We start from the raw sequence: 25,869 nt of genomic DNA on the forward strand, positions 1-25,869 counted from the left end.
AGCCTTGGCGTTGCTCATGTCGGGTGCAGTCGCCGTGGCAAAAACGACTGCGGCCGCGACGAATGGCGATGACGGTCAGGGATCAGTGCGGGACCCTGGCGCTTGCGAACAATGGTCGGTCGTCGCGTCGTGCGGGGTTTCCTGGTATCGGTTGCAGGCGAATCCGTCGGCGTATCGTGGAAAGATCGTGGGGCTCACTGGCTATCTGGTGAGCGATTTCGGTGATTTGATTCTCTACCCGGACAAGGCCAACTACGAAGGTGGGAACGAGTTGGACAGTATCGTCCTCGAACGCCCTTTTGCGGTTTCGCAGGAGATCGTGGACAAGGCGGTATCCGGTGTCTACCCCGTATTCGTGCTGGGGCGGCTTGGTCCACCAGTGCAGGGCAATGTGCATGTTGTGCCACGTGCTGGCAGCTTGTACGACATCCACAAGATCATCATCACGCAGCGCGTGCCCTCCGGTTCGCCATTGAACAAGAAAGGCATACGCATTCAGCCGTCAGAGGGGTGATGAAGGAAAAGGCACCGGCCGCGAAACCCACGCCATCCGCTCAGTAATCGCGCATGTCCAGCAACATGAAACCGTGCGCGCTGTAGCCGCCGTTCTTTGGCCACGCTAATGCAGTCAGCGCAAGCGTCCCAGTCGCCCACGGCTCGTTATCGAGCAGGACTTCGCAACGCGCTTCACCTTCCGCTGTGCGGCGGTACATCAGGCGTAGCCAGTGCAGTTCGGGAGTCAGTCCTTCGCGCTCCAGCGCCGCCTTGATAGCGGCCGGCACCTGTTCCAGCACTTCCATGTCGGTGATGTCCACACCGTGCAGCGCGAATGGGCCAATAAACACGTCCCATGTGCGCACGCCGAATTCCCATGCGGTGATGGTCATCTTGCGATCGTCGGTGACGTACCAGCACGCGGCCAGCAGCGGGTGGAACGCGCTTTGCTCGAAGGCGTGCAGGGCATTCATGCAGGCGTCCTTGCTGGTGCCGTGACCGGCGAAGCTTTCCTCGATGCAGCGTTCTTCACTCAGCACTATGTCGATATCGAGGCGGCCCGGCTCGCCCGCGGCGCCTTCGTGCCACTGGGCGTGGACTACCGGAAAGTCACCGTCAGTGGCCAGCCAGCCGTCTTCGTCGGCTTCGAGTTCCACGTCGTGCCGCTCGAACAACCGCAGCAGGTATTTTTGGAGTGCGGCACTATCCATCGTCATTTCCCATTCGGTTGGCCTGGGTTTCCTGACCGTTCACCCTGAGCGTAGCGCAGCGAAGTCGAAGGGTCGCAGCACGGCATCCTTCGACTTCCTCGCTCCTCAAAGCTGCGGCCATCCATGGCCGCTCCCCGCGTGCGACCTTGCAGGCCTGCGCTCAGGCGGAACGATCGTGAGGTCATCGGTTTGTCTCTGGCAGTTCGCGCCAGGTCAGGTACATGCGCAGGTCGAATTCCCGCTGGTGGTAGTCGGGCAGCATGTAGTTGCACAGCTGGTAGAACGCCTTGTTGTGCTCGGCTTCCTTCAGGTGCGCCAGCTCGTGGACCACGATCATCTGCAGGAACTCCGGCGCGGCGGCCTTGAACAGACTGGCCACGCGGATTTCCTTTTTCGCCTTGAGCCGGCTGCCCTGTACGCGCGAGATCGCGGTGTGCAGGCCCAGTGCCCGCTGCACCACGTCGAGCTTGCTGTCGTAGAGCACCTTGTCGATGCCAGGCGCGTTCTTCAGGTGCTGCTGCTTCAGGTCCGCCACGTAGGCGTACAACGCCTTGTCGCTCTGCACGTCGTGGTGATCCGGATAGCGCTTTGCCAGGTGTTCGCCGAGACGCTGCTGCGCGATCAGTTCGCGCACCTTGTCCTGCAGGGCGGGCGGATACGCCTGGAGATACTTGAGCGGGGTCATGCGCCCATTCTCGCATTGCGCCGGCTTGCGCGTATCGGCTGAAAGCCGGTGCCCATGGCATCTCGAATAAGCCGCTTTCGGTAGGAGCGCACCCTGTGCGCGAATGGGTTTTCGCGATACCAGGCCAGAAGCCGTCGCGCACAGGGTGCGCTCCTACACGGTTTGGGCGAGGTTATGAGAGGGCTTGCTCACCAGGGCACCCGGCGCCCCAGGTAATCCAGGTATTGCAGGCCCGGTTTTCCCGCCTGCGCGTCCATGGTGTTGGCCAGGTTCGGGATGCTTTCCTCGATGCTCAGGCGCGCCTCGGGACCGCCCATGTCGGTGCGTACCCAGCCGGGTGCCATCAGCAGCAGGGTTCGGGTGTCATCGGCATGGCGGGCGGCAAAGCTGCGCATGAACATGTTGAGCGCCGCCTTGCTGCCGCGATAGACCTCGTGAAGGCCGCGCTCATTGTTGGCGATGCTGCCCTGTCCGGACGACATGATGCCGATCGTGCCATCGGCCTGTACGAGATCCTGCAGCGTTTCGATGACGCGCATCGGGCTCAGCGCGTTGGTGACCATCACGCGCACGAACTCGTCGGTCGACACATCCGCGATCGTTTCATCGTCGGCATTGGTGACGCCGGCATTGACGAACAGCATGCCGAACGTCCGCGATGCCAACCGGGCGTGCAACGCGGCGACCTGATCCGGGTGGACGATATCGACGGTCTCGATTTCGAGCCGCCCGGCGTGAGCCACCGCCAGCGGGTGCAAGGCGGAGGCGCCGGTGCCACGTTCGGTGGCGACCACCTGCCATCCGCGCTTGAGGTATTCCTGTGCCAGGGCGAGGCCAAGGCCGCGGGAGGCGCCGATGAGCAGCAGTGTTTTGTTCGGGGCGGGAGAGGGCATCTGCATTGTCCTTTGGGGATGGGGATTGGGCGATGTGGTGGTTTCGAACCTCGAAACGGGGCAACGACGCCTTGATCGTGTTGTTCGAGGTGCCCTCAAGCAGGATAGGGTTTGTAGACCCATGCGGAAGACGCGCGGGCTGCACAATACTGATGCGCCTGACGCCATGTCCGAGGAAGCCTGCCTGTCATGCCCGATGTCGATCTGAATTTGCTGATGGCCCTGGATGCCTTGCTGGAAGAGGGCAGCGTGACCGGTGCGGCGCGGCGCCTGGGGCTGAGCGCATCGGCGATGAGCCGGACGTTGGCGCGCTTGCGGGCGGCCACCGGTGATCCGCTGCTGGTTCGTGCGGGCCGTGGCATGGTGCCGACGCCACGTGCCGACGAACTGCGCGAGCGCGTGCACGAGCTGACCCGGAGTGCGCATGCCGTGCTGCGTCCTGCGGCAGCGGGCCTGGACCTTGCCACCTTGCAGCGAAGTTTCACGATCCGCGCCAACGATGGTTTCGTGGAAATTTTCGCCGCACCACTGGTGGCGGCGGTGACGGCGGCAGCCCCGAACGTGCGTCTGCGCTTTGCGCCGAAACCCGACAAGGACGTGCAGGTCTTGCGCGAGGGCATGGTGGATCTGGAGATTGGCGTACTCGGTGCGTCGGGGCCGGAAGTGCGCGTGCAAGGTCTTTTCCGCGACCACTTCGTGGGCGTGGTGCGGGCAGGCCATGCCTTGCTTGAACAGAGCGGGCCCGGGAAAAACGCGATCACCCCTGAACGTTACGCCGCGTGCGGCCACGTGGTGACTTCGCGCCGGGGTCTTGCGAATGGTCCCGTGGACGTGGCGCTGGCCGAGCTGGGGCTCGCGCGCACGGTCGTCGCCGTGGTGCCGGGTTTCCGCGCCGCGCTGGCCGTCGCGAGTACGTCGGATCTGGTGGCGCAGGTGACCGGTTCGTTCTTCCATGCGGTGCGGGCAGGGCAAACGTCGTCCGGCGCCGCAACAGTCGACAGCTTCCCGCTACCGGTACGCACCGAAGCGATCACGGTCTCGCAGATGTGGCACCCGCGCTTTGATGCCGATCCCGCTCATCGCTGGCTGCGGGAACTCGTACGGGCAACTTGTCGAGAGCCAGCATGGTAGTTGGCGGGGAGCGAGCCCGGTCGGCCCGGCGTTCAACGCTTGCCGCGCAACACCGGCAGCATCCGCCGCAAGGTGTTGTCGCGCTGGACGAAATGGTGGAACAGCGCGAGGACAGCGTGGGCGGCGGCCAGGTACATCAGGATCTGGCCGAGCGTGCCGTGGATGCCCTGGAGCTGATGCGAAAACGCGCGGTCGGGAACGGCGACACCGGGTAGCGACAAGCCCAGGAAGTTCCATGGGGTGCCCGACCAGGCCATCGTGGCGATACCCAGCAGCGGCGTGGCGAACAGCAACAGGTACAAGGCGACGTGCACGCTTTTGGCAATCACCATCTGCCAGCGAGGCGAGGGCGGAACGATCGCTGGCTCACGAAGATGCCGGCTGCGAATCAGCAGGCGCGGCAGCATCACCAGCAAGATGGCCATGCCGAACTGCATGTGCGCCCATTTGGCGTCAGTCTTCAGCGTCGAGCCGCGTGGCGACCAGTCATGCAGGTAGATCAGTGCAAGCGCACAGGCCACCAGAATGAACACCAGCCAGTGCAGGCGACGAATCCACGGGGCGTAGCGAGAGTCGGACATGGGGTTCTCGTCAATGGGGTGCGGGTATCCATAACACCGCAGGCCTGTGTCGAATCTGCAGCCACGTCGGTGGCCGCCTGGAATTGGCAACCCAAGGTCCCAGCGTACTCTCACACCATGTGCAAATCCTTAGGGCGTGCCTGCGGAAATACCTGCTGCAGCTGGCGGCCGTTCAGGCCCCACAGTCGCGCGAACAAGCCGCCGAGGACGTCGCGATAGTTGTTGAGCACGGGGTAGTCGCGATTCTGCAGCAGGTTGGACTGGGTCACGGCGACCTGTTCGCCGGCCATGCGGCCACCCGCGACCTTGCCGCCGAGCACCCAATGCACGGTGCCATGGCCGTGATCGGTGCCGTGGTCGCCGTTCTCGCGGAAGGTGCGGCCGAATTCGGAAAGCACCACCACCGTGGTGTCGTTCCACGCGTTGCCCAGCGCCTCGGCATAGGCGGCGAGGCCTTCACCGAGGTGTTGCAGGTTGTTGGCCAGGCCGCCGCTGGTGCTGCCCTGGTTGACATGGGTGTCCCAGCCGCCGACGTCGACGAAACCGAGCCGGTACTTGTCGCGCATCAGCGTGGCGATGCGTTGCGTTTCGGCAGCGAAGCTGTGCGCACTGGGCGCGCCACGGCTGGCTGCCACCATTTCGTTGCGCAAGTCCTGCGACACGCTGGCCGGCAGCGCGAGTCCGTCGGCGGTGGCCTGGGCCAGCGGGGTGCCGTGGTACATCTGCGCGAGGATGGCCGACTGACGCGGGTTGAAGTGCGACTTCGGGTCGCCCTTCAGCGAGATGTTGGGAATGTCGTGGCCGGCGCCCTGCAGGCTCAATGGCAGGTTGTTGGTGAAGGCAATCGCCGGCACGTCGGTGAGCACGCGCGAAAGCCGTGCGAGAAAACCGGAGCGGTAGTTGCCACCCGCTTCGCCGTGTTCGATGTGGTCCTGCGTCTCGAAATGGCTGCGCGACAGGTCGGTGGTGCCGGCAAACGGAATGAAGGCCAGCTGCTTGCGCTGCCACAACGGCAGCAGCGAATCGCGCACGACCGGATTGAGGCCCCAGTTTGCATCCAGCGCGATGGCGCTTTTCGGATCGGCGGCATTCGGCCGGGCGATGGCGAGGGTGGGGCGCGATTCGTAGTAGAAGTCGCTGGCACAGGGCACCAGCAGGTTGTTGCAGTCGTAGCCGCCGCGCAGGAACACCAGCAGGAAGCGCGGCGCGTTCGCCGGCGCGGCGAACAACTGGCCCGAGAACGACAGCAGCGGCGCGGCGGCGGCAGCGCCGGCGGCAAGCAGGAATTCACGACGGTTCATGGGGCACCTCGATGTTGGTTTCTGGCTCCTCCTCCTGCGTGCAGGGGGAGGCTGGGAGGGGGTGAGCTTTCCGCTGCAAGAGCCGACCCCACCCCAACCCTCCCCTGCGGGCAGGGGAGGGAGACAAGCGTTAGCGGTTCCATCGGTTCATGGGGCACCTCGATGTTGGTTTCTGGCTCCTCCACCTGCGTGCAGGGGGAGGCTGGGAGGGGGTGAGCTTTCCGCTGCAAGAGCCGACCCCACCCCAACCCTCCCCTGCGCGCAGGGGAGGGAGGCAAGCGTCAGCGGTAGTTGAAGTCGGGTGAGGAGAACAAAAACGTGTTCCATTCCATCGGTGATTTCGCCTGCGCCAGCGCGTGGCGCGTCGCCTCGGACAGGCGGGGCGCGATCGCGTTGCGGTACAGCGCGGAGTGCTGGATATCCGGCGGGCCAGGCCGTGGATCATTCGCCGCACCGGCGTGGCCGTCGTTGTCCATGAACAACCGGTTGCGGCCGCTGCCGATCACGCGGGCGAAGTCGAAGCGCTTGCTCATCTGGCCCGAGCCGGTCCAACTGGCCGAATCCAGCGGCCAGCCGTCGGGGGTGATGCGGCCGTACAGCGGCTCGCCCATCTGTTGCAGCCAGTTCACCAGCGGCACGGCATTGGGAATCGGCTGACCGTCGTAGCTCAGTCGCATGGCGGAGACCAGGAAGCGCATCGGGTCCTTGAACTTGTGCCCGCCCGGTGCGGCGGCGGCCTTGGACAGGAACATCGTGCGCAACACCGCAGCGATGTCGCCGTCGCTGCGCTGGAAGGTGCGTGCCATCGCGTCGACCAGCGCGGGCGGCGGCTGGTCATCGATGAAGTACTCGGCCAGCTGTTGCGCGATGAAATGCGCGCAAGCGGGCTGGCGCACGATCAGGTCCACCGCCTGCTCGATCTCGGCGTAGCCATTGCCGGCGATGGCATGGCCGAGGAAGGTCTTGTTGCCGTCGTCGTGCTTGCGCGGGTTGAACAGGAACAGGCCGTCGCGCACGAAGCCGGGGCGCTGGCGCATGGCGCGTTCGGCGAACTTCGGTGGCAGCAGGCCGGCACCGGTGAGGATGCGCATCAGCTGCTGCACGTCCTGCTGGGTGTAGCCCGAGCCCACGCCCAGCGTGTGCAGTTCCATCAGCTCGCGCGCGTAGTTCTCGTTGGTCTTGCTCTTCACGTTGTGCATGTTGTCCAGGAATACCAGCATGGCCGGGCTCTTCAGCGTGGCCATCACCAGATCCTTGAACTTGCCCAGTGCGTGCGGGCGGATCACGTGTTCCTCGTAGTCGGCGGCGAACACGCGCACCGGGCCCTTGTTCGCATAGACGCTGAAGTGGTTGAGCCAGAACCACACCAGTTGCTCCTTGAGCTGGTTGCTGCCGTAGATCGCGTGCAGCGTTTCGGCCTGTGCTGCCTGCAGGTAGATGTCGCGACGATACTTCTGGATGACTTTCTTCGCCGCGTCCTTGGCCGGGCCGGCGGGCGTGTTCTTGTACTGCTTGAAGTGATCGCGGTAGTCGATCAACAGCGCCGGCAACGGCGTGCTGACCACCGGGAACGCATCGATCTGCGCGGCGACCTGCGGCGGCAAGCTGTCGCTGCCCGTTAGTTGTTCGTCGAGGAAATGCTTGCGGCCGAGCTGGCGATAGCGGGCGAGGGTGGCGCTGTCGAGGCCGAAGCCATCGCGACGCAGCCAGGCGATGTCGCTGCGGCTCAGTGCGGGGCTTCCCGTTGCCGTGACGACGAGGGGCGCGGCGCTTGTCGCTACGGCGGTGGTCGCTGCAAACAGGCACGCCATGCCGGGTGCGATCACGTATCGCCATGGACGGAAGGAAAGCGGAAAGCGCATGCAGGGCGGTTCCTGGCAAAGGTCTCGGCATTGATCAACGTGCGGTCAAGGATTCGGATGACAGCAGCGCCGCGGGAAGCCTGGGCAGGTCGGTGGCGGTTCATCTGCATCGCCGCGGGTCGCGGCTGCCGCTACCATGCGTGTTCACCCGGAGCCCGCCATGCCCAAGACTTACGACCGCGCCTATTTCGACAAGTGGTACCGCAACTCCGAGCACGCGGTGGGCTCGACGGCGGCGCTGAAGCGCAAGGTGGCCATGGTGGTGGCGCAGGCCGAGTACTACCTGGGCCGCCCGATCCGCAACGTGCTCGACGTGGGCTGCGGCGAAGGTACCTGGCGTGCGCCGCTGCGTGCATTGCGGCCCGGCATTCATTACCGCGGGCTGGATGCCAGCGAATACGTGGCAATGCGCTATGGCCGCAGCCGCAACATCGGGTTGGCGACGTTCGGCCAGCTCGCCGAGCTGCGCTTCGATACGCGCTTCGACCTGATCGTGTGCACCGACGTGCTGCATTACCTCAAGCCGGCGGAAATCCGTGCCGGCCTGGTCGGCATCAGCGAAATGCTGGAAGGCATCGCCTTCCTGGAAGTGTTCACCACGCGCGATGACGTGGATGGCGACCGCGAAGGCTTTCATGCCCGCGCGCCGGAGTGGTACTTGCGCGCCTTCCGTGAGGTCGGCCTGCTTTCATGCGGCTCGCACTGCTATCTGGGGCCACGACTGGAACGACACATCGCGGCACTGGAGCGTGCGCAGTTGCCGGGGTGATCGCGGTCGGCTGTGGGGCGTGTGGAGCGGCGACGTTCGTTCGCGTTCCACTTCGCCCTTACCCTCACCCCAACCCCTCTCCCACTGGGAGAGGGGCTCGAGCTGGCTGAGCCTCTGCGCTGATCTCACCGAGGCGTGTGCCGGATCAGGGCAGGTTGTTCAGATCCACATTCGGCTTGCGGCCGCTGGCAGGGCGGGTGAAGGTGGTGCCCGAGGTGGTCGAGTGGCTGAAGAAACCGTCGTTGCGCAGGAAGAACTGGTGGCCGAACTTGCCGCCGGCGAAATCCAGGCGCTGCTTGTTCAGGCCAGTCGGGTCCACGTCGAAATACGCGGAGGTGATTTCGCTCCACGTGCCGTCAGTGCCGACAGCCCACTGGTTGCCGTACAGCGCACTGCGACCGATGTAGCCGTCGCTCGAATCGAAGCACTCGAGAAACGAGTACATGCCTTTCAGGTAGGTTGCGGTGTCGGCGTACTTCCAGCTGGCGATGAAATACCAGCTGCTGTCGTTCCCGTGCGAGTGGCGTCCGTGCCCGTGCGGCATCGGGCCAAACCAGGCGGAGAAGTCGGTGTTGCCGTTGCCGTCCGGCTGCGCCTTGACCAGGAAGCGGTAGGTTTCGCCGGCCACCCACGGGTAGTCGAGATAGCTCTGGCCACCGGTGCCTTCGCCACCGAAGTTGTTGATGACGACGTTGGGTCCCTGGCGTACCAGAGTGGTCTTGTGGGTCGGCGCATCCCAGACTGAGAACAGGATGCGGCGCTCGGTGGCCGAGTTCACCTGCATGCCGAAGTAGCCCACGCTGAAGCCGTCGGCCATGTAGTAGGAGCCGATCGGATCCTGCCCCTTGGGCACGGTGACTTCGCTGTAGAAGTATTCCGTGTTGGCCGGAACGCTGTAACCGAGGTGAACCGACGGGCCGCGCAACGACCAGTAGAAGTTGGCCGGATCGTTGGCGAAGACCGTGCCGGCCGCCGTGGCGCTGCCGGCGATCTGCAGGCCCGAGATATCGCCGTAATACGCGCCGTCGGTGGAGACGCCTTGCAGGTCCACCTTCACGTAGCCCGGCTTGTGGATGAAGAAGTTGCCTACCGGAATGACGGACGGCGAGCCGAGCCCGAGGTGCACGAAACGCACCTGCCGGTCGATCGAAACCCTCACCAGGCTGTGGCTGGCACCGTTGAGTGCGCCGACCAGCGACAACTGCAGCTCGCCCGCCTGCTGCACGTCGAAATAGACGCTGATGACCGCCTGGCTGGAATCCCAGTTGTGCAGGCCGGTATCGGTGATGGTCTCGTCATTGGCCGGCGAGGCGTGGGTGATGTAGGCGTTGCCGCCCAGTGGAACCGTGCTGGTGGTGCCTGTTCCCTGGGCCAGGGCAACGCCACTGGACAGCACGAACAGCAGCCCGAACAGCCTGCATGCAGCGAGATATCGCATGAATCCTCTCCCTCGTTGAAAAGCGTGGTACGGCGACGGAATCAGCCCGGGCCTGTCATGACAGGCAGCGGGCTGGTCTGGAATCGATGGGGCGGAAAAGCGGAGGTGTGGCGCGTACAGGGCCGGGCATCGCACCGTTTGATGCTGAGGTTGCTTTCCTTTAATCGCACTTTGCCATGATGGCGGCGCCAGTAAGAAAGTAATCGATGAATAAAGATTAATAATGAAAGTGCATATCTTGCAAATAGTTTCATTTCATAACGAATGAAACTTGCGTGACCGGCGTCACGTCATGGGCAATCGGAGGGGAGTGGCGCAGATAGTCCCGGGCATCGGCCGGGTTCACGGGTCCGAAAGCCTCAAGGCAGCAACAGGGGTTTTCGCGCGCAGTGCGCGAACCGGCAGGCAGCGCCGCCGGCGGTTCGAATCCGGGATGAAATCAGGCCAGGGTGACGGCGATGCCTGCGTTGCGCAGGGTCTCGATGATGTCGGCGGACGCGCTGGTATCGGTGATGACGTGATGCAGGTTCTGCAGCGGAGTGATGACGGACAGGCTGCGTTGGCCCAGCTTGCTGGCGTCGAGCACCGCCACGGTTTCGCGCGAGACGCGGATCATCAGCGCGTTGAGCGAGGCTTCCAGCGGATCGGGCGTGGTCACGCCGACGGTGGGGTCGAGGCCATCGACACCAAGGAACAGGCGGTCGGCGGACAGCTTGGACAGGGCCTGTTCGGCATCCGGTCCGACCAGCGAATAAGAGGTTTGCCGCAGCATCCCACCCAGCATCATCACGCGGATGTTCGACAGGCCGGACAGCTCCAGCGCGATGTTCAGCGCATTGGTGATGACGGTGAGCGACTCCAGCTTCATCTGGCGCAACTGCCGCGCGATCTCGGCTGTGGTGGAGCCGGAGTCGAGGATGATGGTTTCGCCGTCGCGCACCATCTTTGCCGCGGCCTGGCCGATGCGCAGCTTCTGCGCGTGGCGCCGGGTTTCCTTGATGTTGAGCGGAGTGTCGTTGGAGACCGGTGTGTGGTTCGGCAGCGCACCGCCATGCGAGCGGGCGATCGCACCGTTGCGGTCCAGTGCCTCCAGGTCGGCACGGATGGTGACGGCCGAGGTGCCGAACTCGTGTGCCAGCTCATCCACCGTCGCCCGACCATGCTTGTCGACGAACTCCACGATGAGGCGTCGACGTTCCTCGACCAGCAGGCGGCGAGGCGGTTTGGCGGCAGGTGGTTTGCTCATGTCGGGATATGCAGGACTCGTGCGGCGTTGTCGTGATACACCTTGCGCAGGATGGCGTCCGGCAGTTTCAGGCCGTAGATCGACCAGCGCCCCTGCGGAGGCACCGGGGAGGGAGCATAGTCGAAATACTCGTCCTCGGTTTCCAGGAAGCGATAGTAGATCTCATACAGCTCGTCGCCAAACAGCTGCTGGGGCACGTCGTCGCCCCACGGTGAGGGCACCGCGTCAGTGCCGAACAGGATGCGATCCTGGTAACGCTCGAAGAAGCGTTGCGCGATGCGCGGCTGCCGGCCCAGTTCGCCGATGCGCGCACTGATGTCCACCAGCGTGTTGGGAAAACGATCCAGGCAGGCGGAGACCGCGGCCAGGTTTTCGGCATTGTTGCCCACGTGCAGCAGCACGAAGGTGGTGCGCGGATGGCGCGCGATCATGCGGTCGCGTGCGGCGATCAGTTCCGCGTGGCTGGGGAAGTCCGGGCCATAGAACGACCAGTCCGGATGCTGCGCCAGTTCCTCGTAGCGTTCGTTGTTGCCGTCGGTGGGCAGGAAGAACGCTTCCGGATCGGAGACGTGCAGGAACACCGGCATGTCGTGCGCGGCGCAGGCTTCCCACATCGGATCGAAGCGGGGATCGTCCACCGCCACCAGCGGGCCTTCGTCGATGTGTTCGCGCAGATACAGGCCCAGCGTCTTGAGCAGCTTCAGCCCGCGCGCGCCGGTGCGATGGGCGTGGTCGATCGCATCGCCCTGGCGCTGCGCGAAGTCCGGCTCGTTGAACAGGCCGAAGGACGGCTCGGTGAGGGTGAGGAAGCGCCCCGGCGCGGCCTGGTCGAACAGGCGGATGCTTTCTTCCAGACCCTTGCCGGTGCCTCCGGTCAGGTTGACCAGGGTACGCACGCCCTTGCGATCCATCACCGACAGCAAGGCTTCCGGAGTGGTGAACACGGTGATCTCTTCGCCGACCGACACACCGTTGCGCACCTCGGTGGTCCAGGTGAGATGTGCATGCATGTCGATGACTGGGAAGCGCGGCCGTTCGATATGTGTCTGCGGCACGCGCAACATGCTGCGCGGCTGGAAGTCTTTCAGCCGCAGCTCGCTCTTGCTGGCATCGGGGGCGGTCTGCAGCGGATTCTTGCCGCTGCCCTCGATGCGCACCGTGCCGGCACCGTGGGGCGGTGCGCAGCAAAGGCAGGATTTTTGATGGGTCATGGTTTTTTCCTGTCCCTCCGCCGAGGCGTGCCTTTTCTTCCTCTCCCCTCCGGGGAGGCGTGCTCTTTACTTCCTCTCCCCTCCGGGGAGAGGAGCGAGGTGAGGGGCGGGTGCTCGCGGAAAGGATGCTAGTGCAATGCAAGCCGTTTCGTTGGAAGTGCTCCGCGAGGTTGACCCCTCGCCCCAACCCTCTCCCCGGAGGGGAGAGGGAGTCAATCAGCGCGGATGCTTCTGCATGATCTCGTGCACCTGCCGCGTCAGCGCGACGGCCTGGTCGAACGGACGCAGCCACATGTTGCGGCCGAACATCACGCCATTGGCGCCGCTCTCCATATAGAACGCCACCTTGCGCAGCACGGCTGCGTCGTCGTCGTTCTTCTCGCCGCCGGAGAACAGCACCATCGTGCGTCCGGCCGAACGCACCACACGGGCGCAGCGGGCGCCGGCGTCTGCGACCAGTTTGTCGTACGGCGCCGGCACGTTGGCCACGCTGTCGTTGGGCTCGTGCAGCTTGACGAGGTCGGCGCCCATCTCCAAGGCAACACGGGCGGCGTAATCCTGCGCGTACAACGTATTGGTGCCACCCTTGGCATTGATGGCGCTACCGCGCGGATACGCCCACATCACCAGCGGCATGCCGTAACGCTCGCAATCGCGACGCACCTGCTCGAACTGGCGGATCTCGTCGTGCTGGCGCGGCGAGCCCACATACATGGTGTAGCCCACGGCATCGGCACCCAGGCGCACGGCGTCTTCCACCGAGGCGAACAACGGCGAGGTGGCCTCGGCGTCGCTGGCGATATTGGTCTTGCCGTTGAGCTTGAGGATCAGCGGTACACGACCGCAGTACTCGGTCATGTATTTCTCGGCCAGGCCAATGCCCAGCGCGATGGCAGAAAAGCCGCCGGCTTCAGCCAACTCGAACTGATAGCTCGGGTCGACGGCCGGCGGATGGGGAAAGAAGTCCGTGGGACCATGTTCCAACCCTTGATCCAACGGCAGCACCAGCAGGCTGCCATTGCCCGGGCCGTGGCCATACAACAGGCGCCACAAGCGCGTGCGCTTGCCATGGGAAAGAGCCAGACGCGAAAACTTTTCGGAACCTTTCAAAGGGACTTGCAAGCTTTGTTTCATTTCGAATACTCTGATGTGATGATCGAATAGTTTCACATTCGAGTGAATCGAGCAAGATGTCAATACTTGATAAAAAAACGAAATATTTCGGAAGTGTGGAGGGCCTGCTGGCAAGGACCGGTGCGCAGCAGCAAGCGGCTGGTTACGCCGATACCTTGCGCGAAATCCTGCAACAACCGGCCACCTGGCGCGACACGGCCTGCCTGCTGCAGCAGGAAGACACGGTACGCCAGCAGCTGACACAGGCGCTGGCGGCCAACGTCGGGCCGATCGTGCTCACCGGTTCGGGCAGCTCGATGTACATCGGCGAATGTCTTGCACCGACGTTGCAGGCAGCGCTCGGTCGCGAGGCGCGAGCCATCGCCGCCGGCACGCTGCTCACGCATTGGCGCAGCGTACTGCCGCCGCAACCCGGCCTGCTGATTTCGCTGGCGCGGTCGGGCAACAGCCCGGAGAGCTGCGGGGTGGTGGATCGCCTGCTGGCCGACGCGCCGTACTGGCACCATCTGGTGATCACCTGCAATGCCGACGGTGGCCTCGCCACGCGTTACCGCGACGACGTGCGCGTGAACGTGCTGGTGCTCGACGAGCGCACCAATGATCGCAGCCTGGTGATGACCAGCAGCTTCACCAATCTGGTGCTGGCCGGCAGCGGCTTGCCGTCACCAGAAGGTATCGGGGCTGCTGCCGCGCGTGCTGCCGATGCGGTCAAGGGCATGGTCGATACCCATGTCGAGCGACTGGCCGAGCTGGCCCGCCGCGATTTCGATTCGGCCGTCTATCTGGGTAGCGGTGGTGCCATCGGTGCGGCCCACGAAGGCGCGCTGAAGATGCTGGAGATGACCGGTGGCAAGGTCGTCACCATGGCCGAGACGTTCCTCGGTCTGCGACACGGGCCGATGTCCAGTGTGCACGAAGCCACTCTGGTAGTGGCGCTGTTGTCGAATGATCCCGCCGTGCGCGGCTATGAGCACGACTTGTTGCGCGAGCTGTCGCGCAAGCGCCTGGGCATGGCCACGTTGCTGGTGGGCCAGGGCATTCCCCTCGACCTGATCGGTCCGAACGACATTGCCATTGATTTGCCGTTGGCCGGTGATGGCGAGATCCCCGCGCTGCTGGCGCAGGTGGTGGCCGGGCAATGGCTGGCGTTCTTCCGCTGCCTGCATCTGGGCGGTACGCCGGACGCGCCGTCGCAAGGCGTGCTCACCCGCGTGGTGGGCGAATTCACCATCCACGGCGACGACGCATGACGGCTGGAGCTGCCATGAAGCGCGTTCTTGTGGCTGGCGAGATCAATGTCGATCTGGTGTTCAAGGGCTGTCGCTCGGTGCCCGAGGCTGGCCGCGAAGTACTGGCCGACGATTTCGTGATGACGCCGGGCAGCTCCTCGATGATTTGCGCGATGGGACTGGCGCGACTTGGCAGCCCGGTGGCATTCCACGGTCGGCTCGGCGCCGACAGCTGGGGCGACTATTGCCTGGGCGCATTGCGCGGTGCTGGCATCGAGACGACCACGTTGCAGTCGGATGCCACGTTGCGCACCGGCATCACTGCCTCGCTGTCCACGTCGCAGGATCGCGCGCTGGTGACCTTTCCCGGCGCCATCGGTGAACTGCGCGAAGCCGACATCACCGATGCGATGCTGGCGGCCGCCGATCATCTGCACGTGTCTTCGTACTACCTGCAACGCGCGTTGCGGCCACGCTGCCGCGAGCTGTTCGCGCGTGCACGCGCGGCGGGCCTGAGCACGTCGCTGGATCCCGGGTTCGATCCGGAAAATTTGTGGGGCCTGGATATCGTCGAGGTGCTGCGGGAAGTGGATGTGTTCCTGCCCAACGAGGACGAACTGCTAGCGATCACCGGCTCGCGCGATGTCGCCTCTGCGTTGCGCATGCTCGGCAAGGACCACACGCTTACCGTAGTGAAACGTGGTCGGCATGGCTGTGCCGTGAGGCACGAAGGCCGGATGCTGGAAGTGCCGGCATTTGCGGTAGACGCGGTGGACAGCACCGGCGCTGGTGATTCATTTGACGCGGGTTTCCTGCACGCATGGCTGGGTCAGCAGCCGTTGCAGGAGTGCCTGCGCTGGGGCAGCGCCTGCGGCAGTCTTTCCACTCGTGCGGTGGGGGGCACGTCGGGGCAACCCGGTGTGGCTGAGCTGCAGGCATTGCTGGCGGAGGCACCATGATCACCGTCGCCGGCTTCAATACCGCGATCGACCGGTTGGTCTCGCTGGATGCCTTGGCGCCGGGTTGCGTGCAGCGCGTCGGCCAGGTGCGTGCCTACCCGGGTGGCAAGGGCTTGCACGTGGCGCAAACGATTGCCGCGCTGCGCGAGCCGGTGCAACTGGTTGGCTTGACCGATGCGATCCATCGCAACCTGATTGCCCGCCGGATGAGCGAACGTGGCGTGCTGTTCCATGGCGTGGAGATGGTCGACGAGCTGCGCAGTTGCTTCGCCGTGCGCGAATGCGACGGGCGCATCACGGAGTTGCTCGATCCAGGCCCTTTGCTGGACGATCGCATGCAGCAGCAATTGCTCGATACGCTCGGGCGTTGCCTGGAGAACAGCGACATGCTGGTGCTTTCCGGCAGCCTGCCGCGCGGCTTTTCCGACGACACCTATGCCGCGTTGGCGCGACGCATCGGCTCGTCCGGCGTGCCGTGCCTGATCGATGCCAGCGGTGCCGCCTTGCGTCATGCGATGGAGTCCGGCGCGTGGCTGCTGAAGCCGAATCGCGACGAGGCGAGTGAACTGGCCGGCCGCCCGCTGACAACCGCCGAGGATGCCGCGACGCTGGCTCGCGAGCTGCACGCGCGGGGCATTGCGCGACCGGTAGTGACGCTGGGTGCGCAAGGCGCCGTGGGGTTCGATGGCGGCGATGCGTGGCACGCATCGCTCGACATTGGTCGCAGCGAGAACGCGGTGGGCTCGGGTGACTGCCTGCTGGCCGGCCTGGCCGTGGGCTTCAGGCAAAACATGACGATGGATGACGCGCTGCGCCTTGGCGTGGCGTGTGGCGCTGCAAACGCCATGCATGAGGAAACCGGCTATGTGCGACGAGAGCAGGTGGACACCTTGCGTGGCCAGGTACGGGTGCGCCGTGTAACGGGCTGAAAACACCGGAAATTCGACAACACGCTGCAGGCGAGGGCCTGCGGTGCCAAGCGGGGCTTTGCCTGGCAAAAGGCAAGCATGCGGCGAAGTCCCATCCAAACGAGTGGGGAGAATGGCATGAGCAGAGCAGGACGGGGAGGTTGTTCCAGCGGAATGAAGCGGACCGTGCTGGTGGTCGGACTGATGGCAGCCCTGGGCGGCATGCCGGTGCTGGCACAGTCCATTACGGGCGGTTTGTACGGCCGCGCACCAGGTGGCCAAGGCGCCACGATTGCCGTGGACAATCCGGCCACGGGTTATCACAAGAATCTCGAGGCCGATGCCTCCGGGCGTTACAGCCTCGGTGGCCTCAATCCGGGGCAGTACACGGTGACGGTGACGCAGGACGGCAAGGTGGTCGGCGTTCGTCGCGTCACGGTGGTAGCCAACGTGCAGGCCCAGGTGCGCACGACGCCTGCTGCTGTGGCGGCTCCGGCGAACGTCAACGCGACCGACCTTTCGGCCATCACGGTGAGTTCGTCGGTGATCGATCAGGACGTCAACCCGATCGACGTGAGTACGCCGGAACTGTCCAGCAACTACAGCATGAAACTGGTCGACCAGTTGCCGACCGGGCGCAGCGTGGACAGCATCGCCGAGCTGAGCTCGGCGGTGCATTACGACAACCAGACCACCGGGCTGGCGCAGTTTGGTGGTGCCAGTTCCGCCGAGAACCGCTACTACTACAACGAGTTCGATACCACCTACGACTACACCGGGATCGGCGCCACATCGCTGCCGTCCGAGGCACTGTCGTCGGTGCAAACCTTGCCGAGCAACGCGGGCGTGAACTGGACCAGCAGCACCGGTGGCGTGATCTCGTCCACCGTGCGCCAGGGCACCAACCGGTTCCAGGCGGGTTATTCGCTGTACTTCACGCCCGGCACCTCGGCGTTCGAACCGCGGCAGCCGAACTCCTACGACAGCCAGGGAAACTACTACCACTTCACCGAATCCAACACGAAAAGTCCTCGGTCCACACAGTATCTGTGGGCGTCCGGTGCATTGGTGAAGGACAAGCTGTTCTTCTTCGCGATGCTTGGCAACCAACCGGTCAGCCAGAGCACGAGCTATGGCAGCAATCGTGAGTACGATGCGTCGTCGCGCGACAAGAATGCGTTGTTGAACCTCACCTGGAACATCACCAACAACCAGTCGCTGAACGTGGTGGGGTATCGCGAATGGAGCGACACCTTCAGCAACCAGTACACGCTGGACCGGATGTATGACCCGTCCTCGGCCGGCAAATACTTCGGCTGGGCCGACAGCAAGGCGAAGAACCAGTTCCTGATCGGGAACTACCACTGGCAGATCAACGACACCATGAGCCTGCGGCTGATGGGTGGTTACCTCAGCTCCACCACGTTCGCGCCGACCAGTGCCACCGGCACCGGCCTGCCGTATGTCACCGAGGTGAATGCCAGCAACCAGTCCACCAACATCGGCATCAGCAACACGGCAAACCAGGTTTACCCGGTGGATTACTGGCGCAAGGGCTTCAAGGGCGATTTCGACTGGGTGCTGGGCGACCACACCCTCACCATCGGTGCCGAACATTACAAGCACTACATCAACAACCTGGAGACCACCACGGCCGGCGGCAACTGGACGTATTACGACCGGCCCGGCTATCTGCTGCCGAACGGTGCGGTGGTGCCGGGCGGCGGTCAGTATGTGCAGCAGTCGTACAAGCAGGTGGGCGGTGCCTTCTACACAGTGAACAAGGCGGCGTACATCTCCGACAGCTGGCAGGTGAATGACCGCTGGGTGGCCTATGCCGGCCTGCGCGACGACTACTTCATCAACAAGAACGTCAACGGCCAGAACTTCTTCCGCTCGTCGATCCTGTCCCCGCGTCTGGGCGTGGCCTGGGACGTGGAGGGCGACGGCACGTTCAAGATCGGTGCCAATGCAGGCAAGTACACCATCCCCATCCCGTCGTCGGTGAACAACGGTGCCGCCGGTGCCTCGCTGACCTGGAACCGTTACTACACCTACACCGGTCGGGATCCGAACACGATGGCGCCGACCGGGCTTTCCCAGCTCGGCCCGCAGTACACGCTGGTCAACGGTCTGGCTCCGTCGAAGGAGAATGTCGCCACCTCCAACCTCAAGGCGCCGTACCAGTACGAGTTCCAGATCTACGCGCAAAAGCTGCTCGAGAACGGCTGGTCGACCAAGCTGGACGTGGGCTACGCCACGCTCAAGCGCACCATCGACGATGCTTGCACCACCGACGCCATCACGGCTTACGCGCAAAGCCACGGCTATCCGGACTACGTTGATGAAACCGGTTGCCCGGAGGTCAATCCGGGTATCGCGCAGGTCTTCACGCGCGACTACAGCGGTACCGGAAAGCTGCAGTCGCTGACCTTGCCGGGCAATGCCGTCGGGCCGGCACCGAAGCGCAAGTACATGCACGTGACGTTCGAGCTGGTGCACCAGCGCACCGTCGAGCAGCCGTATTTCCTCGACATCGGCTACACGTGGGCGCACCTGTATGGCAATTACGATGGCCTGATCAACCTGACCCAGCGCACGCAGAGCGGCCCGGGCGAACAGACCTACTGGGACTTCCCGGGGATCATGGATTTCAGCTCCGGCAATCTGTCCAGCGACGTGCGTCATAGCGTCAAGATCAACGGGGTGTATTACTTCCCCAGCGGATTGCGTCTGAGCAGCGTGCTCGACATGGCCACCGGCACGCCGCTGAGCTGCATGGGCACGTATCCGGACAACAACAATCCAGCGGCGGGTTATGGTTCATCCACTCATTATTGCGACAGGAAGCCGGCGCCGTTGGGCCATGCGGGACGCACGCCGTTCTATCTGGACTGGAGCGTGGGCGTGGGTTATGACTGGCGGATCAACCAGGACAATCGCCTGAGCGTGGACCTGCAGGTTCAGAACGTGACCAATCGCAAGGGGCGTATCGATTCGGAGCAGACTTACGACCAGGGCTTCACTGCGGACGGGGCGACCATTCCCAATCCCGCATATGGCGCCGGAACGTGGCAGACACCGCGCACCACGATGCTGATCCTGCGCTACCAGTTCCATTGATGGCTTGATCGGGCGGCCCGCGCATCGGGCGGCCCACCCTCTTCGCGCCGGACGTGCGCGGAATGCATTTACAGGATGCCGCGCGCGGGCAGGGATGAACCACGACGCGCATCCGGGCTGTTCGAGAGATTCCAGACATGTCCTTGATCTTCCCTATCCGCACTTCACGCAGGGCACCTCTTTCCTTCTTCCGGCAAACGGCGCTGGCCCTTTGCCTTGCCGGTTCGTTCAGCGTGGCGGCGCTGGCGCACGATGCCACCAGCGCGGCGCGTTTCCAGCAGCAGGGCGACAGCGCCAGTTTTGGCAATGCGGCCATTTCAGCCAGTTGGTCGTTGACTGGCCAGAAGCTGGGCCAGATGGTGCTGGCCGACAAACTCAACCATCGTTCGTTCAACGTGACTGCACCGTTCGCCTTGGTGATGGCTGACGGCAGCACGTTGTCGGCGTCGGACATGCATGTGCTTGCCGCACCGAAGCAGGTGGCGTTGCATGCCGATCCGAAGGCATCGCGGCTGGCCGCGCGACTGCCGGGGCAGTCGGTCGAGGCCAGCTTCGGCGACGCCGGTGGCCGCTTCCGGGTGGACTGGAAGCTGGTACAGCGCGAAGGCTCGGATTACCTGCGCGAAGTGGTGACGGTCACGGCGCTGAAGCAGGATGAACACATCACCAAGGTGGAACTGCTGCAGACCCAGGCGCCCGACGTCATGGTGGATGGCACCGTGCAGGGCTCGCCGGTGGTCTCCGGGCCGGATTACTTCGGTTTCGAGCAGCCGCTGTCCGACAGCAGCGCATGGGGCAATGTCGTCAAGTTGTGGATCAACCAGAGCCTGCCGTTGCGCAAGGGCAGGTCGGTGACTTACTCCGCCGTGGCTGGTGTGACCCATGCGGGCCAGTTGCGACGCGACTTCGCCACGTATGTCGAACGTGAGCGCGCGCATCCGTACCGGCCGTTCCTGCATTACAACTCGTGGTACGACATCGGTTACTTCACCCCGTATACCGAAGCGGAAGCGCTGAATCGCATCAACACCTTTGGCAAGGAGCTGGTCGAGAAGCGTGGCGTGAAGATGGATTCGTTCCTGTTCGATGACGGTTGGGACGACCGCAGCGGCAGCTGGAATTTCAGCAAGGATTTTCCACACGGCTTCGTGCCGTTGCGCAAGGCGGCGGCGAAGTACGGGGCTGCGCCGGGCGTGTGGCTGTCGCCGTGGGGTGGCTACGGCAAGCCATGGAAGGAGCGCGTGGCGAATGGCAAGGCAGCCGGCTACGAAACCAATGCCGGCGGCTTCGAACTGTCCGGGCCGAAGTACTACAAGCGTTTCCACGACGTGGTGATGAAGTTGCTGAACCAGGACGGCATCAACCAGTTCAAGTTCGATGGCACCGGCAACGTCAGCAGCGTGTTTCCCGGCAGCCTGTTCAACAGCGATTTCGCCGCGGCGATCCAGTTGATCAAGGACATCCGCAAGGACAAGCCGAACACCTTCATCAACCTCACCACCGGCACCTGGGCATCGCCATTCTGGTTGCGCTATGCCGATTCGATCTGGCGCGACGGCGAGGATGACTGGCACGCCGGCGTGGGCACCGAACGCGAGCAGTGGATCACCTACCGCGACAAGGAAACCTACGAGAACATCGTGGTGAAGGGCCCCTTGTTCCCGATCAATTCGCTGATGCTCCACGGCATCATCTACGCGCAGATGAACAAGCGCCTGAACACCGATCCGGGCCACGACTTCGCCAACGAGGTGCACTCGTACTTCGCCACCGGCACGCAGCTGCAGGAGATGTACATCACGCCTTCGCTGCTCAGCACGCAGGACTGGGACACGCTGGCGCAGGCGGCGAAATGGTCGCGCGCGAATGCCGACGTGCTGCGCGATACGCACTGGATCGGCGGCGATCCCGGGCGTCTGGACGTCTACGGCTGGGCGTCGTGGTCGCCGAAAAAAGCCATTGTCACCTTCCGCAACCCGGACGACAAGCCGCAGTTGGCCGTGATCGACCTGCAACGCCAACTGGAGCTTCCGCAAGGTGCCGTACGCGATTTCAGCGTGCAGGACGTGTGGCACAGCGGCGGCAGTGAGGTGCCGAAGACGCTGGATGCCGAGCATCCTGCCACGATAAAGCTGGCGCCGTTCGAAGTGCTGACCCTGGAACTGACCCCGGCAAGCGGAGGCTGAGCATGATCGATCCGGCCCGCGGCTTGCTGACAGCTGCCGCGGGCCTGTTACTGTGCCTTGCCGCGGCGAACTTCCACGATGGCAGCGAATGGCCTGCCATCTGGCTGCGCTGGGCACATACTCATGGCCTGAGTGGCGTGTCGCGTACCGTACAGTGACCGCCATCTGGGAGAAAGCAACGAATGAACATCATTGCACGAGCGGCCCTGGCTCTGGCGCTGCTGCTGCCGGCGGTCGCGTTCGCCACGTCCGCCACGATCACCGACCAGCCATTGCCGCTGCCGCAGGGCGGCCCGCGTCCCGACGCCGCTACCGTGCATGCCTGGCAGGCGCGCAAGTTTGGCCTGTTTATTCACTTCGGCCTGTACTCGATGCTGGGCGGCGTATGGGATGGCCGGCGGATCACCAACGGTTACAGCGAGCAGATCCAGTCGCACGCGCCGGTGCCGATCGACCAGTACGAGGCGTTGGCGAAGCGCTTCGATCCGGTGAAGTTCGACCCTGACGCCATCGTGGCGCTGGCGAAGGCCGCGGGCATGAAGTTCATCGTGCTTACCGCCAAGCACCACGACGGTTTCGCGATGTTCCACACTGCGCAGAACCGCTACAACGTCGTCGATGCCACGCCATACAGGCGCGACGTGGTGAAGGAGCTGGCCGACGCCTGCGCGCGGGCGCGCATGCCGTTCGGCGTGTACTACTCCACCATCGACTGGCACTGGATGCATGGCCAGTACCGCGACGACAACGACAACCCGATCACGCCCGCGCAGGCCGACTTCAACGTGGCGCAGATCCGCGAGCTGATGAGCCATTACGGCGCGATCAGCGAGGTCTGGTTCGACATGGGTAAGCCCACGCCGGCGCAGAGCGCGCGTTTCGCACGCACGGTACACGAGCTGCAGCCGAAGACGATGGTGTCCGGGCGCGTATGGAACCACCAGGGCGACTTCAGCGTGATGGGCGACAACAGCGAGCCGGGCGTGGGCATGGAAGAGCCATGGCAGTCGCCAGCATCGATGTTCCCGGACACCTGGGGTTACCGCTCATGGGAGCAGCGCAATGACCTGCCGGGCAAGATTCGCGAGAACATCGCGCGGCTGGTGCGGGTGGTCAGCGCCGGCGGCAATTACATTCTCAACATCGGCCCGGAAGGCGATGGCTCGGTGGTCCCCTACGAAGCGGACGTGTTGCGCGGCATCGGTGCATGGCTGAAGCCGCGTAGCGCGGCGATCTACGGTACGCGGGCCGCACCGTTCGCGAAACTGAACTTTGGCTACGCCACGCTCGGTGCCCACACGCTGTACCTGTTCGTCGAGAAGCCACCGGCCGATGGCGTGTTGCACCTGCCCGGCGTGGTCGGCACGCGCTTCGGCCGCGGGCGTGTGCTGGCCGATGCACGGGCGAGCGTCGGCAGCGTGGCCGTCGATGCGTCGGGTGCCGCCGTCAAGGTGGAAAACCTCGCTGGCGCCGGCTACATGCCCGTGGTGGCGATTCCGTTCGAGGGCAAATTGCATGTGCGTCCCGATGCAGTAGCTCCCGATGCTGACGGCCATGTGCATCTGGCAGCTGCGCAGGCCGAGCATTTCCTCAACTACAACGGCTACGGCTACAACGATCCGCCTACCGTCTACAAACTGCGCTGGCATGCGCAGGTCGGCGCTGGCGACGACACGCTGACCGTGCATTACCGCGGTGCGCAAGCGCGGGCTAAGCTGGATGTCTGGGTGGACGGCCATCCCCGCACGCTGGCGCTGCCGGCGGGCGACGGTACGGCGCACCTGCGTGTGAGCCGCGATCCGCGCGTATTTCCGTATGCGATGCAGGTGGAACTGACCCCCGTGACGCCGTTCCGCAAGGGCGACCGCCTGCCGGCCACCATCGAGTCGGTAGAGCTTGCGCCGCTCATGAATCCGGTGACGTCGCCGCACGGAGAAGGAAGGTCGATGCCCCATGCCCGATAAGTCGTCGCGGAACATTTTTCGTGGAGAGAACCGCATGCAACGACGAACCTTTCTGCAACTGAGTGTGCTGGCACCGTTGGCGCTGGGGGCGAATTGGAGTACTCGCGCCGGTGTCGCGCGGTCCGTCCATGCGGGTGGCCCGGACGGTCGCGCGCACCGCTTCGAGCTTTCATCGCAGCAGTTCCTGCTCGATGGCAAGCCGTTCCAGATCTTGAGCGGCGAGATGCATCCGATCCGCATCCCCGCCGAATACTGGCGGCACCGCATTCGCATGGCGAAGGCGATGGGGCTCAACACGATCTCGATCTATCTGATGTGGAATGCGCTGGAATCGGAGCCGGGCGTGTTCGACCTGAAGACGGGCAGCCGCGACTTCGCGCACTTCATCCGCCTGTGCCAGGAAGAGGGCATGTGGGTGTACCTGCGCCCGGGTCCGTACATTTGCGGCGAGTGGGATTTCGGTGGCCTGCCGCCGTACCTGTTGCGCACGCCGGGCATCCGCGTGCGCCATCGCGACGATGCGCATTACATGGCGGCGGTGCGCCGCTACATGGATGCGATTGCGCCGCGCATTGCCCCGTTGATGGCCAATCGCGGTGGCCCGATCCTGATGGTGCAGGTGGAGAACGAGTACGCCTCGTTCGGCAGCGATCTCGGTTACCTGGAGGCGTTGCGCACGATGTGGCGCGAGCGTGGCGTGGAAGGGCCGTTCTCCATCTCCGACGGATTGGGCCAGATCCGCAAGGAGGGCACGTATCTGCCTGGTGCTGCGTTGGGGCTGGATGGCGATACCGACTTTGCCGGTGCCCAGCCGATTGCCGGCGAGATGCCGGTATGGGTGGGCGAAGGGTACCCGGGCTGGCTTACCCATTGGGGCGACAAAAACTTCGCCAGCAACGACTTCGATCCCGTCATGCGCAAGCTGCTCGAAGAGGGGCGCTCGTTCAACCTGTACGTGGTGCATGGCGGCACCAACTTCGGCTTCGGCGCGGGTGCCAATGCCCACAATGACTATTCGCACTTCGAGCCGGTGATCACCAGCTACGACTACGGCGCACCGATCAACGAACGCGGCGAGCCGACGGCGGACTATCACCGCTTTCGCGCGATGCTGGCCGCGCATGCGCCGAAGCCGCTGCCGGAGATTCCGGCGGCACCACCGGTGATCCGCTTCGATGCGGTCATCGCGAAACCGTACGCCTCGTTGTGGGACAACCTGCCGTCGGCGAAGCGCGTGGCGCAGCCGCAGCCCAACGAGCTGCTGTTCGCGCAAGACCACGGCATGGTGCTGTATCGCAAGCCGCTCGATGGCGGCGGCAAGCTGGCGATCGAGGGCGTGCGCGACTACGCCAGCGTGTTTCATGGCGATCGTCATGTCGGCAACATCTCGCGCCTGCAGCAGGCCGGCCTGCCGGTGGAACGTCCACTCGATCTGCCCGCGGGCAAGGGCGACCTCGATATCCTGGTCGACAGCTTCGGCCATGTCGGCTATGGCCAGGCCATGTCTGACCGCAAGGGCATCGTCGGTGCGGTGCATCTCGATGGTCACGAATTGAGTGACTGGCAGGCCTACAGCCTGCCGCTGGACGAGCGCTACGTGGCCGGCTTGAAACCATTGCGCGAAGCGCCCACGCGACCCGGCGTGTTCTTCAAGGCGAAGCTGCATCTGGACAGCATGGGCGACAGCTACATCGACATGAGCGCGTGGGACCAGGGCTACCTGTGGGTCAATGGCCACCTGCTCGGTCGCTACTGGAAGATCGGCCCGCAGCAGCGCCTGTATTGCCCGGCATCGTGGTTGCACAAGGGCGACAACGATTTGCTGGTGTTCGACGTGCATCGTGTGGAAGGAGCACCCATTCGCGGCGTGGAACATTTGAGTGGTGACTGAGTCACAGGTCGCGCAAATGTGAAGTGCATCAAGCGATGGTTGGGCGGTGGCTCGATCGCCTTGCTTCACTGCTGGAGCCCGCTCGCGGGCGATGCTCTTGGCATGGCAGCCGAAAGCCCGAAAAGCATCGCCCGCCAGCGGGCTCCTACGACC

Annotated in this window: 21 protein-coding genes; 11 read left to right on the top strand and 10 right to left on the bottom strand. The window is 64.2% G+C overall.

From position 1 onward, the window contains the following. Positions 1 to 16 precede the first annotated feature (16 nt). Entirely contained in the window at positions 17 to 514 is a 498-nt protein-coding gene (locus tag BMY90_RS15745; protein ID WP_139201775.1) for a hypothetical protein, read from the top strand. A gap of 40 nt (positions 515 to 554) precedes the next feature. Here BMY90_RS15745 and BMY90_RS15750 read toward each other — a convergent pair whose 3' ends face one another. The 3 genes from BMY90_RS15750 to BMY90_RS15760 form a co-directional block, all read right to left on the bottom strand. Next, entirely contained in the window at positions 555 to 1,205 is a 651-nt protein-coding gene (locus tag BMY90_RS15750) for a DUF6348 family protein (protein WP_092705139.1), read from the bottom strand. A 181-nt stretch (positions 1,206 to 1,386) separates the two neighbouring features. Beyond that, positions 1,387 to 1,890 (bottom strand): M48 metallopeptidase family protein, encoded by a 504-nt coding sequence (locus BMY90_RS15755; protein WP_092705140.1) that lies wholly within the window; start codon positions 1,888 to 1,890, stop codon positions 1,387 to 1,389. A 188-nt stretch (positions 1,891 to 2,078) separates the two neighbouring features. Then, complete coding sequence (locus tag BMY90_RS15760; protein ID WP_092705166.1) at positions 2,079 to 2,783, bottom strand: SDR family NAD(P)-dependent oxidoreductase; 705 nt, start codon at positions 2,781 to 2,783, stop codon at positions 2,079 to 2,081. Positions 2,784 to 2,972: 189 nt separating this feature from the next. Between BMY90_RS15760 and BMY90_RS15765 the strand changes: the two genes are divergently transcribed. Continuing rightward, positions 2,973 to 3,914, top strand: coding sequence for a LysR family transcriptional regulator (locus BMY90_RS15765; protein ID WP_092705141.1), 942 nt, complete (start codon positions 2,973 to 2,975; stop codon positions 3,912 to 3,914). Between the two features lie 32 nt (positions 3,915 to 3,946). Here the strand turns inward: BMY90_RS15765 and BMY90_RS15770 are convergent, their stop codons facing one another. The 3 genes from BMY90_RS15770 to BMY90_RS15780 form a co-directional block, all read right to left on the bottom strand. Beyond that, positions 3,947 to 4,495, bottom strand: a complete 549-nt coding sequence (locus BMY90_RS15770) for a cytochrome b (RefSeq protein ID WP_092705142.1) — start codon at positions 4,493 to 4,495, stop codon at positions 3,947 to 3,949. Between the two features lie 110 nt (positions 4,496 to 4,605). After that, complete coding sequence (locus tag BMY90_RS15775; protein WP_092705143.1) at positions 4,606 to 5,796, bottom strand: DUF1501 domain-containing protein; 1,191 nt, start codon at positions 5,794 to 5,796, stop codon at positions 4,606 to 4,608. Between the two features lie 281 nt (positions 5,797 to 6,077). Then, positions 6,078 to 7,658 (bottom strand): DUF1800 domain-containing protein, encoded by a 1,581-nt coding sequence (locus tag BMY90_RS15780; RefSeq protein WP_092705144.1) that lies wholly within the window; start codon positions 7,656 to 7,658, stop codon positions 6,078 to 6,080. A gap of 160 nt (positions 7,659 to 7,818) precedes the next feature. Between BMY90_RS15780 and BMY90_RS15785 the strand changes: the two genes are divergently transcribed. Beyond that, on the top strand, positions 7,819 to 8,427 hold the full coding sequence (locus tag BMY90_RS15785; RefSeq protein ID WP_092705145.1) for a class I SAM-dependent DNA methyltransferase: 609 nt from the start codon (positions 7,819 to 7,821) through the stop codon (positions 8,425 to 8,427). 145 nt (positions 8,428 to 8,572) lie between these two features. Here the strand turns inward: BMY90_RS15785 and BMY90_RS15790 are convergent, their stop codons facing one another. The 4 genes from BMY90_RS15790 to BMY90_RS15805 all read right to left on the bottom strand — a co-directional run bounded on the left by BMY90_RS15790 (position 8,573) and on the right by BMY90_RS15805 (position 13,432). Continuing rightward, positions 8,573 to 9,865: a DUF3472 domain-containing protein gene (locus BMY90_RS15790; protein ID WP_092705146.1), complete on the bottom strand. Its 1,293-nt coding sequence runs from the start codon at positions 9,863 to 9,865 to the stop codon at positions 8,573 to 8,575. 439 nt (positions 9,866 to 10,304) lie between these two features. After that, positions 10,305 to 11,111 (bottom strand): transcriptional repressor AgaR, encoded by an 807-nt coding sequence (gene agaR / locus BMY90_RS15795; protein WP_092705147.1) that lies wholly within the window; start codon positions 11,109 to 11,111, stop codon positions 10,305 to 10,307. Further along, positions 11,108 to 12,322, bottom strand: coding sequence for an amidohydrolase family protein (locus BMY90_RS15800; RefSeq protein WP_092705148.1), 1,215 nt, complete (start codon positions 12,320 to 12,322; stop codon positions 11,108 to 11,110). The genes agaR and BMY90_RS15800 overlap by 4 nt, the downstream gene beginning before the upstream one ends. A gap of 216 nt (positions 12,323 to 12,538) precedes the next feature. After that, on the bottom strand, positions 12,539 to 13,432 hold the full coding sequence (locus BMY90_RS15805) for a class I fructose-bisphosphate aldolase (RefSeq protein ID WP_245735065.1): 894 nt from the start codon (positions 13,430 to 13,432) through the stop codon (positions 12,539 to 12,541). A gap of 80 nt (positions 13,433 to 13,512) precedes the next feature. On the opposite strand from BMY90_RS15805, the gene BMY90_RS15810 reads away from it, so the two are divergent. From BMY90_RS15810 to BMY90_RS15840, 8 genes are all read left to right on the top strand, one after another. Next, the gene (locus BMY90_RS15810; RefSeq protein WP_245735066.1) at positions 13,513 to 14,706 is read left to right on the top strand and encodes an SIS domain-containing protein; all 1,194 of its coding nucleotides are present in this window, start codon (positions 13,513 to 13,515) and stop codon (positions 14,704 to 14,706) included. Positions 14,707 to 14,720: 14 nt separating this feature from the next. Continuing rightward, on the top strand, positions 14,721 to 15,644 hold the full coding sequence (locus BMY90_RS15815) for a carbohydrate kinase family protein (RefSeq protein WP_092705150.1): 924 nt from the start codon (positions 14,721 to 14,723) through the stop codon (positions 15,642 to 15,644). Further along, entirely contained in the window at positions 15,641 to 16,573 is a 933-nt protein-coding gene (locus BMY90_RS15820; RefSeq protein ID WP_092705151.1) for a 1-phosphofructokinase family hexose kinase, read from the top strand. Before BMY90_RS15815 ends, BMY90_RS15820 begins: the two co-directional genes overlap by 4 nt. 153 nt (positions 16,574 to 16,726) lie before the next feature. Then, positions 16,727 to 19,675 carry a TonB-dependent receptor gene (locus BMY90_RS15825; protein WP_092705152.1) on the top strand — a complete coding sequence of 983 codons (2,949 nt, stop codon included), beginning with the start codon at positions 16,727 to 16,729 and terminating at the stop codon, positions 19,673 to 19,675. Between the two features lie 137 nt (positions 19,676 to 19,812). After that, positions 19,813 to 21,861: an alpha-galactosidase gene (locus BMY90_RS15830; protein ID WP_175481598.1), complete on the top strand. Its 2,049-nt coding sequence runs from the start codon at positions 19,813 to 19,815 to the stop codon at positions 21,859 to 21,861. A gap of 2 nt (positions 21,862 to 21,863) precedes the next feature. Continuing rightward, positions 21,864 to 22,019, top strand: a complete 156-nt coding sequence (locus BMY90_RS17290; RefSeq protein WP_175481599.1) for a hypothetical protein — start codon at positions 21,864 to 21,866, stop codon at positions 22,017 to 22,019. A 24-nt stretch (positions 22,020 to 22,043) separates the two neighbouring features. Continuing rightward, on the top strand, positions 22,044 to 23,825 hold the full coding sequence (locus BMY90_RS15835; protein ID WP_092705153.1) for an alpha-L-fucosidase: 1,782 nt from the start codon (positions 22,044 to 22,046) through the stop codon (positions 23,823 to 23,825). A 34-nt stretch (positions 23,826 to 23,859) separates the two neighbouring features. Then, positions 23,860 to 25,716: a beta-galactosidase gene (locus tag BMY90_RS15840; protein ID WP_092705154.1), complete on the top strand. Its 1,857-nt coding sequence runs from the start codon at positions 23,860 to 23,862 to the stop codon at positions 25,714 to 25,716. Positions 25,717 to 25,869 lie beyond the last annotated feature (153 nt).

This window comes from Rhodanobacter glycinis (genome assembly GCF_900114325.1).
In the GTDB taxonomy this organism is placed as follows: domain Bacteria; phylum Pseudomonadota; class Gammaproteobacteria; order Xanthomonadales; family Rhodanobacteraceae; genus Rhodanobacter_A; species Rhodanobacter_A glycinis.